This is a genomic window from Oscillatoria sp. CS-180 (assembly GCF_028330965.1).
Taxonomy (GTDB): Bacteria; Cyanobacteriota; Cyanobacteriia; order Phormidesmidales; family Phormidesmidaceae; genus Halomicronema.
This window is the reverse complement of the sequence record NZ_JAQMUB010000044.1, coordinates 14399-29093: the sequence shown is the minus strand read 5'-3', so window position 1 is coordinate 29093 and position 14695 is coordinate 14399. Positions and strand designations below refer to the sequence as shown.

The 14695-nt window shown below is 51.2% G+C and carries 13 protein-coding genes; 10 read left to right on the top strand and 3 right to left on the bottom strand.

Annotated features, from left to right (window positions below; genetic code table 11):
- Positions 1-15 precede the first annotated feature (15 nt).
- Together PN498_RS10940 and PN498_RS10935 are read right to left on the bottom strand one after the other, a co-directional pair.
- The gene (locus tag PN498_RS10940) at positions 16-1194 is read right to left on the bottom strand and encodes a hypothetical protein (RefSeq protein WP_272062794.1); all 1179 of its coding nucleotides are present in this window, start codon (positions 1192-1194) and stop codon (positions 16-18) included.
- 498 nt (positions 1195-1692) lie between these two features.
- Complete coding sequence (locus PN498_RS10935) at positions 1693-2580, bottom strand: PucR family transcriptional regulator (RefSeq protein WP_272062793.1); 888 nt, start codon at positions 2578-2580, stop codon at positions 1693-1695.
- A gap of 765 nt (positions 2581-3345) precedes the next feature.
- On the opposite strand from PN498_RS10935, the gene PN498_RS10930 reads away from it, so the two are divergent.
- From PN498_RS10930 to waaF, 8 genes are all read left to right on the top strand, one after another.
- The gene (locus tag PN498_RS10930) at positions 3346-4404 is read left to right on the top strand and encodes a glycosyltransferase family 9 protein (protein ID WP_272062792.1); all 1059 of its coding nucleotides are present in this window, start codon (positions 3346-3348) and stop codon (positions 4402-4404) included.
- Positions 4394-4789 (top strand): hypothetical protein, encoded by a 396-nt coding sequence (locus tag PN498_RS10925; protein WP_272062791.1) that lies wholly within the window; start codon positions 4394-4396, stop codon positions 4787-4789. The genes PN498_RS10930 and PN498_RS10925 overlap by 11 nt, the downstream gene beginning before the upstream one ends.
- Before the next feature lie 55 nt (positions 4790-4844).
- The gene (locus tag PN498_RS10920; RefSeq protein ID WP_272062790.1) at positions 4845-5828 is read left to right on the top strand and encodes a glycosyltransferase; all 984 of its coding nucleotides are present in this window, start codon (positions 4845-4847) and stop codon (positions 5826-5828) included.
- 58 nt (positions 5829-5886) lie between these two features.
- Positions 5887-7848 carry a glycosyltransferase gene (locus tag PN498_RS10915; protein ID WP_272062789.1) on the top strand — a complete coding sequence of 654 codons (1962 nt, stop codon included), beginning with the start codon at positions 5887-5889 and terminating at the stop codon, positions 7846-7848.
- A gap of 148 nt (positions 7849-7996) precedes the next feature.
- The gene (locus tag PN498_RS10910) at positions 7997-8761 is read left to right on the top strand and encodes an SDR family oxidoreductase (protein WP_272062788.1); all 765 of its coding nucleotides are present in this window, start codon (positions 7997-7999) and stop codon (positions 8759-8761) included.
- 105 nt (positions 8762-8866) lie between these two features.
- On the top strand, positions 8867-9496 hold the full coding sequence (locus tag PN498_RS10905; RefSeq protein ID WP_272062787.1) for a D-glycero-alpha-D-manno-heptose-1,7-bisphosphate 7-phosphatase: 630 nt from the start codon (positions 8867-8869) through the stop codon (positions 9494-9496).
- Positions 9414-10913 (top strand): D-glycero-beta-D-manno-heptose 1-phosphate adenylyltransferase, encoded by a 1500-nt coding sequence (rfaE2, locus tag PN498_RS10900; RefSeq protein WP_272062786.1) that lies wholly within the window; start codon positions 9414-9416, stop codon positions 10911-10913. Before PN498_RS10905 ends, rfaE2 begins: the two co-directional genes overlap by 83 nt.
- Complete coding sequence (gene waaF, locus PN498_RS10895) at positions 10913-12001, top strand: lipopolysaccharide heptosyltransferase II (protein WP_272062785.1); 1089 nt, start codon at positions 10913-10915, stop codon at positions 11999-12001. The genes rfaE2 and waaF overlap by 1 nt, the downstream gene beginning before the upstream one ends.
- Here the strand turns inward: waaF and PN498_RS10890 are convergent.
- Positions 11998-12690: a manganese catalase family protein gene (locus tag PN498_RS10890; protein WP_272062784.1), complete on the bottom strand. Its 693-nt coding sequence runs from the start codon at positions 12688-12690 to the stop codon at positions 11998-12000. The genes waaF and PN498_RS10890 overlap by 4 nt on opposite strands.
- Positions 12691-13295: 605 nt before the next feature.
- Here PN498_RS10890 and PN498_RS10885 point away from each other — a divergent pair.
- Positions 13296-14204, top strand: a complete 909-nt coding sequence (locus PN498_RS10885; RefSeq protein WP_272062783.1) for a TIGR02587 family membrane protein — start codon at positions 13296-13298, stop codon at positions 14202-14204.
- The gene (locus PN498_RS10880; protein WP_272062781.1) at positions 14201-14647 is read left to right on the top strand and encodes a TIGR02588 family protein; all 447 of its coding nucleotides are present in this window, start codon (positions 14201-14203) and stop codon (positions 14645-14647) included. The genes PN498_RS10885 and PN498_RS10880 overlap by 4 nt, the downstream gene beginning before the upstream one ends.
- Positions 14648-14695 lie beyond the last annotated feature (48 nt).

Sequence of the window (14695 nt, the reverse complement as noted above, 5' to 3'; positions counted from 1 at the left end):
GAAGCCCTACAGTCCTCAACGCAAAAGCTGGTAAAAATGGTGATGCTGCCACGCATAGTGCAAAAGGTTAAGGCCCCATTCGTGTGCCTCGCGCACGTCTGTGCGACTGAGCTGAGGGTGACTCCATAGGTCAACCAAACTGCCGATAACAACGAGCAGGCCGTCATCCCACAGCAACTCAATAGAATGATCTACGGGCTGCGGCCAGGCATTGAAGAAGAAAGGACAGCGTCGGAGCAAATGGTCAGCCGCAACAGGTTGCAAATGTAAATCGCGTTTGAGAAACTCTAAGCTGCTCAACCATTCAACACTTCGATGTTCGGCCTCTACCAAAAGGACTCCCCCCCCCTTGAGGTACTCCCTTAAAGCGCTAATTCGATTAGACTGCTGAGCACCCTCCGCTGGAGCGATCGCGCTGGCTTGGCAATAGATCAGATGAGTTGCAGCCCACTGTTCTGGGGTCGCTAACGATAACGGTGCTGCGTCGAAGCTCACCTGCATTTGAGCGTACAGTCCTGGAATGGCCTGAATTAACGTTTCAAAGCTCCGAACGGTATGTTGGGAAAGTTGAGTCACTGTACCCACCGACAGCCAACTCCGCGATCGCACCTGCGCCTGAGGTCGATATCGAAAATCGAGCTGATGGTCTTGGGGAACTAGAGGATTGGGAGGTTCCTCAATTCTGGCTTCACCACGACGCAGTTGAATCCGACAAAGTTCGATGTCTTGAGGTTCGAGCGCATCAATGCGTTGGTCAAATCGAAAGCGTTCTGGACTGCGATCAGTATCTGGCTCTATCGCTAGGGTGTTGGGATCAACGTATCGCACCACAATATAAAGGACTCCATCCGATTGCAAAGGCCTTGGAAACACCAACGGATAGACTCGATTGGCTATCGGTTCAGGTTCCACCACAATGGGGTTCCCCTCCCCATCAATCGCCAACCCCGGCTGCACCTCAACCCAGTAAGCTTCCTTAAACTGGCTGTGGGCTACCTCCGGAGGAGCAATCAGCTTGACGCCCAAGCCATGCACAATACCCGGTTGCCACAAAGACTGATAGTGCAGATTTTGCCGCTGGCGATGATAATCATGAGCCACTGACCAGCGGTCCGCATTGACACGCAAACTGTCACTCACGTGTAATCGCGTGAGTGGGACCAAATCAGGCATGGGGTAGGGTGCTCTTGCCATACATCTGCTCTCCTACACAACCTCCGATGGAAGTTGTTGCATTAAAACCAATGATCTGGATGACAACCAGACTAAAGGTGACCATGTCCGTATCCGTATGCAATCTTGATCAGTTTCTGAACAACGGCTACACTCCGCTGTAGGAAGTGCCGAGTTAGAGAATTTCCTCAGTTCGTTAAGCCAGAACAGCTATTTATTTCCACTGTGAAGCCGTTACTTTTTCGCACTTCAAACCATTAATATCTGTGAACTCGTTGAGAGGATATTTAGAAATACAGAGAGATAAAAACTGATCACCCCAGTCTGCATAGCATCAGACCAATCATGGCAATGTGAACGAAGGCTGCCAAAGACTTAGGGAAGCGCTCATAATCGACATTGAGAAGACGACACCCATGAAGCCAGCCATCAGGGCGTCTCACTATCCATCGCTTCGGGAGCAGGACAAGCGGCAAATCAAGTCGACAGTACCTCTCAAAGACCTAAATCCGCGCTGCTTTAATCAATGAGCCCCTTCAACAGGAGTGCTAAACGAACCTGCACGGCTTCATCAAAACGACGGAGATCGAGGCCAGTTAGAGAGGTGATTTTTTCCAAGCGGTAAGTCAGTGTGTTGCGATGAATACAGAGCTGTTTAGCTGTAGGTGAGAGAGCGCAGTCTTGGGCGAAAAAGACCTGTAGTGTATTAATCAACTCCGGCTCGTTGTCTAGGGGACTCAGCAAATGCAGCGCTAGCTCCACTTTAGTACGCTCATCAGCAACACAGGCAAAGGCCGCAATTCCTAAGTCATCCAAGCAATAGACGCCGTTTTGCCCATTGAACCTGCGCCCTAACCGCAAAGCGACTTGAGCATCCTGATAAGAGCGGGACAATCCCAAAATGCCAGGATGATAACGGCCAACACCAATGTTGAGAGCCGTTTCGGTTTCTTGCCGCAATCGCGTGAGTAAATCTTTGCTGGCTCGTTTCAGGGCATCTAGGTTAGTCCAAGAAGCACCTAAAACATCGGAGGTTGTCCCAGTCTGGATAGTCCAAGGGCTTAAACTTTTGCTATCACTGGCTTTAAGCACGACAAATTGCCCTCCACCCAAATCTGCACAAATAGTGTCATCAGGCAGATTAAAAAATTTGACGATGCTATTGATAACAGAGCCATAGTACCGTTGCTGATCACGATTAGAGGGTTTTGCATCGTCGTTCTGGGATAGAAATGCCTCTATTTCAATTAGAATGACAGCTCTGGGCAGTGTCAGGTCGATACTCAGTAAACCGGCCTGTTGTAAAGCTACGGCTTCATCACTGATATAGCCATGCAAAAGGTCAAAGATAACTCGATTCTTATAGGCTTGTTGACTAGAAAAGGCAGGATCAATTACCTGAGTCACTATAAGGTCGACAAAAGCTTTAGCATATTTTTGAGGGAGTATTTCGCTATCTGATCTTTGCTCAATTATTACTTCACCAACTTGATCCTGTATGTAGAACGGTAGCTTCAAATAACGATTATTACGTTCTTGATGATTTGAGTTGATTCCATTTAAAGGGCAGGGAATATCGCAGCGCCAACTCGCAACGATAGTCTGTTTTGAATCGCTAATAAAGACAGCTGTATCCAAGAGGGACGACAGCTTTCTCGCAACCATTTGGGCAATTTGCTCAAATACCTTTGACACAGCCAAAAAGACGCAAAACTTTCAAACAGGAAGAAAACTCAAAGATGTCAGTAAGTTAATGCAATTTCTTGAGTACAGAATCTTTCTAATAGTTCAATGGGATGCACGTCTAAATTCAAATTCTAAACGGTCAATGTTCAAAAGCCTAACTTACCGCTCTCTTCTTGAATATGAGCAATGAGGAAAACCCCTCTCAAGGTAGAGTTGAAATGCCTTGAATAATTTCTATTAGTTGTAAAATTTCACTTTAAGAGTTTAAATAAGCATCTATCTAAGGAGAGATATACAGAGAATAAACAGACTGTTTATAGCACTATAAAGGTTACGATTTCAGTCAAATTTCATCAAAAATATAGACTGTCAAAATGTACAAAACAAGACGCGAAAAGGGTGGAGATTTTCTGTCAAATGTCCAATGAAGTTAGGTCTAAGTCTTTCTAGGATGACTCACATCGTGATTAGTTAGGGCATGCGAATATGGCCTGTCGCCTCCTAATACCTGCAGATGCTCGCATCTTAGTGGTGCGATCGCTTCCTGGCCTAGGCGATTTACTTTGTAGTGTGCCAGCACTGCGATCGCTACGGGCTGCTTTTCCCTTTGCTCGCATCACCTGGTTAGGGTTATCGGGGACTGAGTGGTTTGGGCAGCGGTTTGCTCATCTACTGGATGATTGGCGACTGTTTCCTGGCTTCCCAGGTATTCCAGAGGGCTGGCAAGGGCCTGACGCGATCGTCCGCTTTCTGCACCAAGTGCATCGCCATCCCTACGATTTAACGCTACAGTTCCACGGCAACGGTAGCGCCATGAATTGCTTCCTGACTCTATTAAAGGGGCGACAGCAGGCAGGCTTCTACTTGCCAGGACAATACTGTCCTGATCCTGATTATTTTTTACCCTACCCTCAAGACACTTCAGAGGTGAACCGGCTGCTGCAGTTCATGGCGTTCTTAGGGATGCCAGAGCCAGGCACAGAGCTAGAATTTCCGCTGAGTCAAACTGAATATCAATTGGGCTTAGAGACTTTAAAGGCGCATTCCTTAACTCCTGGCCAGTATGTTTGCGTGCATCCAGGGGCAAGTTCTGAGGAGCGTCGCTGGTCAACTGCTGGGTTTGCCCAAGTGGTGCACAGGCTGACTCATCGGGGATATCGTGTTGTCCTAACTGGCACAGCCGCCGAGCAAAACCTGGCTCGCCAAGTTTTGGCTGCCATCGGGGCTAGCATTCAATCGCCTATCAACTTAACGGGTCAGACCTCTCTATCTACGCTGGCCGTTTTACTACAGTATTCAGCCCTGCTGATTAGTAATGACACAGGAATTTCACATCTTGCATCAGCCTTAAAAGTCCCTAGCGTGGTGGTGTTTAGCAACTCTGACATCCAGCGGTGGGCACCCAGCGATCGCACATGTCACCGCATTGTTGATAGTCGCCAGATGGGTGCCGCCACGGCAGAAGCCGTTTTACTTCAGGCTGAATCTCTGTTGTCAACTCAGTTCCAGCATCGAGCGATCGCGGAGGTTTGTCATGCTCGCTAACCTCAGTTCAGCTCTACAAAGGATCGTCGTCTTTGCGCCCAACCCATCGGATACCTTTAACGCCGATTTTGCAGAATTGCAACACATATTCCCTTCGGCTGACTTCACAGTCATTGACCCGAACCAAACAGCTTGGCTCTTGAGTCACTCAGACACCACTTCGCTCAACTGGGGTGAAGCGGTCAACCAACTCCGCCGAAATCAGTTTGAGGCCGCCATTATCCTAACTGCGCCAGGGTATTCGCCCTACACCCTCGGCTACCTATGCTATCTCGCGGCCATCCCCATCCGCATTGGCTCATCCTATGAGTTTGGCGGTCAAGTCCTCAGCCACTGCCTCAAACCTCAAGAACCCTTTCTGCAGCAGATTGCCCATCAAACCTAATTCCGCTGACTTTTCCTCCCTATCTACCCGTCCACCTACCTCTCCTCTCCCAATCATGCAAAGGCTCCGAATCCTTACCTGGCACGTCCACGGCAGCTACCTCTACTACCTAACCCAAGCTCCCCACGACTTTTACCTGCCGACTAAACCCGGTAAACCCGAGGGCTACGGTGGGCGTCTGCCAGGATTTGATTGGGGTCGTAATGTTCATGACATTCCTGCTGAAGCGGTGCGGCATCAGACCTTTGATTGCATCCTGTTTCAGTCAGCCCGTAACTATCAGCAGGATCAGTATGACATTCTCAGCGCTGAACAGCGGCAATTGCCCCGTCTGTTTCTAGAGCATGATCCGCCGCGTCAGCATCCGACTGATACTCGTCATGGGGTGGACGATCCCCAGGTGCTCTTAGTCCATGTCACGGCATTTAATCAGCTGATGTGGGACTGTGGCAACACCCCAACCCGGGTCGTTGAGCATGGGGTTACCGTGCCAGAGGCGGTACCTTACTCGGGCGACATTCCCAGGGGAATTGTGGTAGTCAATGGGCTGCGATCGCGGGGTCGTCGATTAGGCGCTGATGTCTTTCAGCAGATTCGTCAGCAAGTACCGCTGGACCTGGTCGGCATCGACTCTGAAAGTTTAGGGGGCCTAGGCGAAGTTGCGCATGAGGAACTACCCCAGCTGATGGCTCGCTATCGATTTTTCTTTCATCCTATTCGCTACACCAGTTTGGGCCTGGCTGTCTGTGAGGCCATGTGCCTAGGACTGCCGATCGTAGGATTAGCCACAACCGAGTTACCGACCGTTATTGCCAATGATGTTGCCGGCTACATCAGTACCGATCCAGCCGCGCTGGTGCCATTCATGCAGCGGCTCATTGCCGACCCTGACCTAGCTCATCGCTTGAGTCACGGCTCACGACAGGCGGGGCGATCGCGATTCAACATTCAGCGGTTTGTGCAGGATTGGAATGCCGTTTTCTCTGCTGCACTGAATTTGCGGCAGGGTCAAGAGCGGACTAGTTCAGCCCTGATTTGAGATACCAACCTGCCATCCCCCTCACCCTCTTCCCTTATTTCTAATCACCTGAAACGCCATGACTAAACGGATTGCCATGATCAGTGAACACGCATCGCCTCTGGGTACCTTTGGCGGGACCGATAGTGGTGGGCAAAACGTCTATGTTGGGCAAATAGCAAAGCAGCTCGCAGCATTGGGGTATCAGGTTGACGTGTTCACGCGTCGGGATGCTCAACACTGGCCAGAAATTGTCCTTTGGCACAACGGCGTACGCATTGTTCACGTTCCCGCAGGACCGCCTCGGTTGATTGCCAAGGAGCAGTTACTGCCCCACATGGATGAGTTCACTCGCTTCGTGGCGGGCTTTGCGCAGCAGGAACAGCCGTCTGGAGGCTACCATCTGATTCACGCTAATTTTTGGATGTCAGCGCTGGTGGCAAGCCGGATTAAGCAGCAGTTGGGCATCCCCTTTGTGGTGACGTTCCATGCCTTAGGCAAAGTGCGCCGACAGCATCAGGGGCAAGCGGATGGCTTCCCGGACGATCGCTTTACGATTGAGACGCAGGTCGTGCAGGAGGCCGATGGCATTATTGCCGAATGTCCCCAGGATCGAGATGACCTGATACAGCTTTATGGGGCAGCTGCTGATCGCATTTATGTCGTGCCCTGTGGGGTTGATTCTGACGAATTCTGGTCGATTCCTAAAGCTCAGGCTAGGGCCACCTTGGGGTTGCCTACTCAAGAAAGAGTGGTGCTCCAGTTGGGGCGCATGGTGCCCCGCAAAGGGGTAGAGACCGTAATTCGGGCAATGGCGCTGTTGGCGCAGCAGCAGCTCCCGACAAGGCTGCTGGTGGTTGGTGGTGAATCAGCTGTACCTGATCCGCAGCAAACTCCAGAGATTGGCCGCTTACAAGCGATCGCGACAGACCTAGGGATTAGGAAACAAGTGACTTTTGTCGGTCAACGGGGCAGAGAGGTCCTGAAATACTTTTACAGTGCTGCTGACATTTTTGTAACAACGCCTTGGTATGAGCCTTTTGGCATCACTCCTCTAGAATCCATGGCCTGCGGCACCCCCGTAATTGGCAGCAACGTAGGCGGCATCAAATTTACGGTTAAGGATGGGGAGACGGGCTATCTGGTATCGCCAAAGGATCCTGAGGCAGTGTGCGATCGCATCACTTTTCTTTATCGACATCCTGCCATGCTAAGTCTGTTGGGTCAGCAGGCCATTCGTCACGTCGCTCGGCGGTTTACCTGGACAAAAGTAGCCAGCGCGTTAGCTGGCATTTATGAAGCCCTCCTGGCTGACCGCCGGCATTCTAGCCCCATGGCTGAAGCGAGGCTAAGCGATTTGGTTCAGATGGAAGCCCGCTTTGACGCTGCCATTTTAGCGATGCGACAGTCCCGACGGCTGTTAAGCACTGACATCCTGGCAGTGTCTCGCCGCATCAGCCAATGTTTTAACCAGGGCGGCAAAGTATTAGTGTGTGGCAATGGCGGCAGTGCTGCCGAATCGCAACACTTTGCTGCTGAACTAGTAGGGCGCTTTGGCTCAACCAATCGAGCTGGGCTGCCTGTTATGGCTCTGACAGCGGACACGACCCTATTGACGGCTTGGGCGAATGATGTGAACTACAGCGATATCTTTGCCCGTCAGGTGCAGACTTTTGCCCACCCTGAAGATGTGTTGCTGGTCATCAGTACAAGTGGGCGATCGCCAAATCTTATTCAAGCAGTCGCCGCTGCCAAAGCTCAAAATGTCACCTGCATCGGGCTGCTTGGCAGGGATGGCGGCGACTTACTGCCCTTGGTCGATCAGGCTATCTGTATTCCCAGCCCTGATCCCCAACGTATTCAAGAGATTCAGCTGCTAGTACTGCACCTGATCTGTGAGTGGATTGAAGCGGATTTGCAGCGACTCGATACGCCAATCCTGCAGTCGCATCCTGAGGACGTCATGCCTTGGCGATCGCGTCAGGCCATCAGTAGTCCTGGCTCTACGGCTGCGGTCATCTCCGCGAGTCAGCGCTTTTGAGGGAGCTTTTGGTGGCTGGTGATAGGAAAGGTCGAAGGTGGGAGGCAGAAGACACAAACAGGTAGGAGGCAACACTTGTGAAGATAGCTGGTTCTTCAAACTGGCTTAAGACCCATAACCGTTTACAACTCTTGGTAAGGAGATACTGATGCAAACGTTATCTAAACCGACTAGCCCAATTCTGTCACTCGATGGCAGAGTCGTTCTCGTTACAGGCGGAGCGCGAGGGCTGGGAGCGGCAACCTGTCGCTGCCTAGCTGAGGCCGGTGCGCCTGTTGTCGTTGCTGACTTACGACATGAGCAAGCAGCAGCGTTGACTGAGGAATTAAACACGACTGATGGCACTGCTGGTAACGCGATCGCGATCGCTCTTGATGTTACCAGTCCCGATCAAATCACGGCCTGCATTGAACAAGTTATTGACCGCTATGGCCACATTGACGGCTTGGTAAACAACGCCGGTATCGATATCACTGAATCAGTGGAAGACTTGACGGTTGAGCAATGGCAGCGAGTCATTGACGTCAATCTCAATGGTCCCTTCTTTATGGCCAAAGCAGTCTTTCCTTACCTACGCGAAAACGGTGGCGGTCATATTATCAATGTTGTTTCCACCGCAGCGAAGCGAGCCTGGGCTAATGCCTCTGCCTATCACGCCAGCAAATGGGGTCTCTTAGGTCTCTCCCAAGCCCTTCACGTCGAAGGTCGCCCCCACAACATCAAAGTTACTTCGCTCATCGCCGGCGGCATGCGGACCCCCTTCCTCCTTGATCGCTTCCCCGACATCGACCAAACCACCCTACAAGACCCCGCCAACGTTGCTGCCACCATCCGGTATCTCATGATGCAGCCAGAGGGAACAGTGATTTCTGAAATGATGGTCCTTCCAATGAAGGAAACCTCTTGGCCGTAGGGAGTGACGGGGCGATGGCGTGATGGCGTTTTAGTTTTACCCTCCTGACTCTCACAGTCCCTACCCTTCTACCCCCTTGACCCCTGATTACCCTCCCACCCTCCTATGCTTCCCGCCATCTTCCTCGACAAAGACGGAACCCTCATCCACGACGTGCCTTACAACGTGGACCCAGCTCAGATGCGGCTATGTGCTGGAGTGGCAACGGGCATCCAATGGCTACACGAGGCGGGGTTTGTACTTGTGGTCGTTACCAATCAGTCGGGAGTAGCACGGGGATATTTCGACGAAGCGGCGATCGCTCCCGTCGAGCACCGCCTCCGTCAATTATTAGACGTTCCTCTGGGGGGCTTTTACTACTGCCCCCATCATCCCGACGGAATTGTGCCTAATTACGCTAAGCCCTGCAACTGTCGGAAACCCGCTCCTGGTATGTTGCTGCAGGCAGCCGCAGACCTTGACCTTGACCTCAGCCAATCGTGGTTGGTGGGCGACATACTCAACGATATTGCGGCGGGTCAACAAGCTGGGTGCCGCACCGTCCTGATTAACAACGGCAACGAGACCGAGTGGGTTTTATCGCCAGGACGAATTCCTCACGCAACCGTATCGCGATTCGACCAAGCTGCCGACTTCATCCTTCACCAAAGCTATGCCTACCCTAGACACTCAAACGCAACGTTTACTGAATCAAATCAATCGCTTCCCTCATCTACAGGTTTTGGTTATCGGTGATGCCATCCTTGATAGCTACCTGCAGGGAACTGCAACCCGATTGTGTCGTGAAGCTCCAGTACCCATTGTCGATGTAGCGGGGGCGGAACAGGTGCCGGGTGGTGCTGCGAATACCGCCGCCAATGTTGCCAGCTTGGGGGGAGAAACCTACTTTTTGTCCGTTATCGGTGAGGATACAGCAGGCGACCAGCTCTGTATCACCCTCAAGGAGCGGGGGGTACGACTAGAGGGACTCGTGCGATCGCCCCAGCGCCAAACCCTTGCCAAGCAACGGCTTCTAGCCGAACATCAACTACTCGTTCGTTTTGACCAGGGCAGCACAGAGGCCATTTCAACCCAGCTTGAGCATCAGCTCATTAAGCAACTGGATCGTTTTATTCCAACCTGCGATGCCGTTATCATTTCAGACTACGGTTACGGCATTCTCACGCCTAAGATAATCGCTGCGCTACAGCAGCTACAGGCTCGCTACCCCTACATACTGGTGGCTGATTCCAAACGCCTTCAGACCTATGCTTCGCTCCACGTCACCGCTGTTAAGCCCAACTATGATGAAGCCGTTGGACTGATAGGGCTACCCCGTTTAACGGGATCGCAGCGAGTTGCCCAGATGACCCGTCGCGGCCAAGAAGTGCTGGCAGTGACAGGAGCCGATGTAGCTACAATTACCCTAGATCGAGATGGGGCGCTCATCTTTATTAAAGATGAGGAGATAGTTCGAGAACCCACTCGGACCTACGCCAATCCAGCACCCAGTACATATGCCACTGGCGCTGGAGATACCTATGTCGCCACACTGGCCCTAGCCTTAGCCTCAGGAGCCGACCCCCATGGGGCAGCTTCTTTAGCGGCCAAAGCCACCGCTGTGACTACCACAGAAGCAGGCACAACCTGCTGTAACTTGCTAGCACTGCGACGTGCGCTGATGGAAGGCAACAAACGTATTACGGATCAGGCGGAACTGGTCTCCGTCGTAGCACAACATAGGGCAGCGGGGCAGCGGATTGTATTCACCAATGGCTGCTTCGACATTCTCCATTCTGGCCATGTGACCTGTCTGGAGCAGGCGAAAGCTTTGGGGAATGTGCTGATTGTGGGAGTCAACACCGACGACAGTATTCGTCAGCTCAAGGGACCCTCTCGTCCCGTCAACGCCCTCGCGGATCGGTTGACGGTGCTAGCGGCTCTGGGCTGTGTCAATTATGTCGTTCCCTTTGCGGATCGGGCACCACGCGAACTGATCCGCTTGATTCGTCCTGATGTATATGCCAAAGGAGGTGACTACACGCGCCAGTCACTGCCCGAAACGCCCCTGATTGAAGAGCAGGGCGGTGAAGTAGTGATCTTGCCTTACGTGGGCGATCGCTCCACCACCACTCTAATTCAGCAAATTCGTGCGACATCGGGGGAGCAATAATGGACTGGAGTACGGCTCGTCGCATTCTTTGCATCCGGCTTGACAGTCTTGGGGACGTATTGATGACAACGCCCGCCATGGCTGCCATTAAAGCAACCTTACCTCAGAGTCACTTGACGCTCATGACGTCAGAAGCTGGGGCTACCGTAGTGCCGCAGCTGCCGATGGTGGATGATGTTTGGGTATATGACGCTCCCTGGCTCAAAGCAACGGCACCACGCCTTAATAGCCAGCCGGAATATGCCCTATTAGAAGCGCTGCGATCGCGTCAATTTGATGCCGCCATCATCTTCACCGTCTATAGCCAAAATCCGCTGCCATCGGCCTTTATGACCTACATGGCCGATATCCCTTTGCGACTGGCCCACTGTCGCGAAAATCCCTACCAACTCCTGACCCACACCATCCGCGACCCCGAACCTGAACTTTTTCGGCACGAAGTTCAGCGACAGCTTGATTTGGTCGCCAGTGTGGGCTATCACACCCCTGACCAAACTCTACAGCTAGCAGTGCCTATATCCGCTCATCGTCGCAGCGCTGACCTGCTGAGAACTCTAGATATTACCCCAGAGCATCCCTGGATTGTGGTTCATCCCGGTGCGTCAGCCCCTTCGCGTCGCTACCCGCCTGAGTCTTTTGCTGAGGTAGCGCGATCGCTGGTAAAAAGAGGGATAACTGTTCTCTTCACCGGCACCGAACCCGAACGGGCCTTGGTAGACCGCATCCGTAAACAAATGAAGGCTCCTTCGCATTCCCTCGTGGGACAGCTGAGCTTGGCAGAACTTGCGGCCCTACTTACCGCTGCACCGCTACTACTCTCGAACAATACGGGGCCAGTTCATATCGCTGCTGCCGTCAATACCCCGGTAGTTGATATCTATGCGCTGACCAATTTGCAGCACACCCCCTGGCAAGTTCCTCACCGGGTACTGTTCCACGATGTTCCTTGTCGCCTCTGTTATAAAAGCGTTTGTCCCGAGGAACATCACAACTGTCTGCGATTGCTGGCCCCACAGGAGGTGGTTCAAGCTGTTTTAGCGTTGATGCCAGCTGAACTCACCCAACCTGCTAACAAAGCATTGTGCTAAGCCTTAGCGCTCAAGGGATCAGCAACATAGTTGAAATCCTGATCAGAATTCCAGGGACCCCTTTCATCTTGACCATTGCCACTTGAGAGGTTGTAGTAAATATCGACCGTCTCATCGGGCTCAACGTTGCCGAAGAATGGATCAGTCAATTTACCAAGCGAGTTCAAAGCATTCATGAACATCTTGGTGTGAGAAATTTCGCGCGTCAGTAGATGCACAAGCGTTTCTTTAGTCCCTGAATCGGGAGCCAGTTTAATCAGTGACTCATAAGTCTGGCGAGCACCTGCCTCGGCAGCAATGTTAGCCCGTAGATCGCGTACGACGTCGCCGCCTTCATTGAGATACGCAGCTGTCCAGTTACTACCTTGCGAATCCAAGAAGTGGGGACCTACACCTCTAACGGCAAACAAAGTACTCTTGAAGGCATCGGATTGATCAACATTTTTAGTGTGAACCTCAATCAATTTTCCAATCATTTCAAGATGACTAAACTCTTCTACGGCGATGTCTTGCAACATGTCCTTAATGCCCTGATCTTCGACATGAAAAGACTGCACCCAGTATTGAAGAGCAGCAGAAAGTTCACCTGTAGCACCACCAAATTGCTCTAACAATAGCTGAGCAAATTTGGGATCAGGAGCATCAACATTAACGGATTTAGCAATGAGCTCTTTTTTGTGAAAAAACATGATTTCGATGAAAGTTGCAATGATTCTTTTCGCTTCTTCTGAGGAATTGCTTTGAGGGAAAAAGCCTCAGAAGGACGTTCTTCAACAGTAAGCGGGTATTTTTTAATTCAACTCCTTCATTGGAAAGATATAGCGATTCCATTTGGATTATCAAGAAAGACTTTATTGGAGGATTATTTCCCTATGGAATCCTCTCATATCAATGATTATATAGGATGACGATATGCGGGTAAAAATCTACTTTAATACTAATAGGAGATCGTTACTTAGAAAGAGGGAGTGATCACGCCGAATCCTACTCACAGCAGAGGTCAGTAGAGCTACTTCCTGAAATCCTAAAGGAGTCCATATACTTTAGGGGTAATCCTATTTTGTTATCGGAACGTCTGCTCTGGGGAGCATTACAACTGTCTGCGACTATTAGAACTTTAGACAGTGCTACAAGCGATCGCGGACCTGTTAGTAGAACTAGCCCTAGAATCCCTGCAAAACGGTAGTTTCCTCCTCACAGCCGCATTACATCATGTAGCGCCAGCGTGATCCAGCTTTATAGATTGCACCTACAACACGCTAAATTTGCTGCCCGTCTGAGAAGTTATATTTCGATGTCATCTCACCGTCACCGTCGTCGTTACCGCAAAGCGTTTAACCAAGAATTCAATGACCTGCTGCGGGGAGCTGCAGGGGGTTTTTTATTTGGGATTCCGCTCCTTTACACCATGGAGGTTTGGTGGATTGGGTCGTGGGTAGAGCCGCCGATTATGCTAGCTGCGATCGTGGCTATGTTAGTGGTTGTGTTTGCCCTTAACCTCACTGAAGGGTTTCGTAAGAGCGGCGCTTCTACTGCCCGTGAGGCCCTCAGTGATACCGTTGATGCTGTTGCCATTGGTTTAGTCAGTGCCACACTGATGCTTGTTCTACTGCGTGAGATTACGCTACAAACCCAGCTCCGGGAAGCCCTTGGCAAAATTATTTTTGAAGGTGTTCCTTTTGCCTTAGGAGCAGCGCTAGCGAATCAGTTTTTGCAACCTGCCGACGGTGATAATGACAGCCCACCCAATTCACAAGGTACGCTCAAATCAAAAGCCCTTAAGCAGTTTTTCCCAAAAGAAAATCTCAATGAAACGCTGGCCGATATTGGTGTAACGCTAATGGGGGCTCTAATTGTTGCCTTTAGCATTGCCCCTACTGAAGAAGTGCCAACCCTGGTAGGTGCGGTCGAAGGCCCTTGGCTATTGGGCGTCGTGCTAGCCTCGCTAGGCATTTCATACATGATTGTTTTCCAGGCTAATTTCACTCGCCAAAGTCAAAGACAGATGCAGCAAGGGCTCTTTCAAAGTCCACCTAGCGAAACCGTTATGTCCTATTTAGTATCCCTAGGGGCGGCTGCGGTAATGCTGGGCTTTTTCCAGCAGATTAGCTGGTCGACTCCTTGGGAGGTTGCCTTTCGCCATATCTTGATTTTGGGATTGCCGACAACGATTGGCGGCGCCGCTGGGAGGCTAGCTTTATGAAGCTAAAGGAATCAAATACCGCACCTAACAAGGCTGACCCAAAGGAAGACGCTGTAGCGTCTTCCTGGCCTTCTTCCATAGCCGAGTGGACTAGTTTTGCCATAGCTTCGGCCCTATTGCTTGGTGTGATTGCTTTAGTTGGGTATTTATGGGCTAGCGATCAGCAGCAACAACCGCCGATTTTGCAGGTCAGCCGGGCTGAGATGCGCCAGTCGCAAGGATCATTCTACGTTCCCTTTGAAGTCACTAACATAGGAGGCGAAACAGCCGAGTCAGTTCAGGTCATTGCAGAACTCCAAATCGATGGCGCAACTGTTGAATCAGGTGAGCAAATTCTCAAGTTTTTATCAAGCCAAGAAACGACTGAGGGAGCTTTTGTTTTCACTCGCAATCCTCAGCAGGGAAAGCTGATAATTCGAGTAGCCAGTTACCAAAAGCCATGAGGTTTTGGCAGGTCTAGCGACGCAACTGTAGCTGCAACACACCTTCCA

Bases quoted from the DNA above. Each gene is read 5' to 3' on its own strand.
- rfaE2 (WP_272062786.1), top strand. From the start codon at position 9,414: ATGCCTACCCTAGACACTCAAACGCAACGTTTACTGAATCAAATCAAT.
- PN498_RS10885 (WP_272062783.1), top strand. From the start codon at position 13,296: ATGTCATCTCACCGTCACCGTCGTCGTTACCGCAAAGCGTTTAACCAA.
- PN498_RS10925 (WP_272062791.1), top strand. From the start codon at position 4,394: ATGCTCGCTAACCTCAGTTCAGCTCTACAAAGGATCGTCGTCTTTGCG.
- PN498_RS10910 (WP_272062788.1), top strand. From the start codon at position 7,997: ATGCAAACGTTATCTAAACCGACTAGCCCAATTCTGTCACTCGATGGC.
- waaF (WP_272062785.1), top strand. From the start codon at position 10,913: ATGGACTGGAGTACGGCTCGTCGCATTCTTTGCATCCGGCTTGACAGT.
- PN498_RS10920 (WP_272062790.1), top strand. From the start codon at position 4,845: ATGCAAAGGCTCCGAATCCTTACCTGGCACGTCCACGGCAGCTACCTC.
- PN498_RS10915 (WP_272062789.1), top strand. From the start codon at position 5,887: ATGACTAAACGGATTGCCATGATCAGTGAACACGCATCGCCTCTGGGT.
- PN498_RS10930 (WP_272062792.1), top strand. From the start codon at position 3,346: ATGGCCTGTCGCCTCCTAATACCTGCAGATGCTCGCATCTTAGTGGTG.
- PN498_RS10890 (WP_272062784.1), bottom strand. From the start codon at position 12,690: ATGTTTTTTCACAAAAAAGAGCTCATTGCTAAATCCGTTAATGTTGAT.
- PN498_RS10880 (WP_272062781.1), top strand. From the start codon at position 14,201: ATGAAGCTAAAGGAATCAAATACCGCACCTAACAAGGCTGACCCAAAG.
- PN498_RS10905 (WP_272062787.1), top strand. From the start codon at position 8,867: ATGCTTCCCGCCATCTTCCTCGACAAAGACGGAACCCTCATCCACGAC.
- PN498_RS10940 (WP_272062794.1), bottom strand. From the start codon at position 1,194: ATGGCAAGAGCACCCTACCCCATGCCTGATTTGGTCCCACTCACGCGA.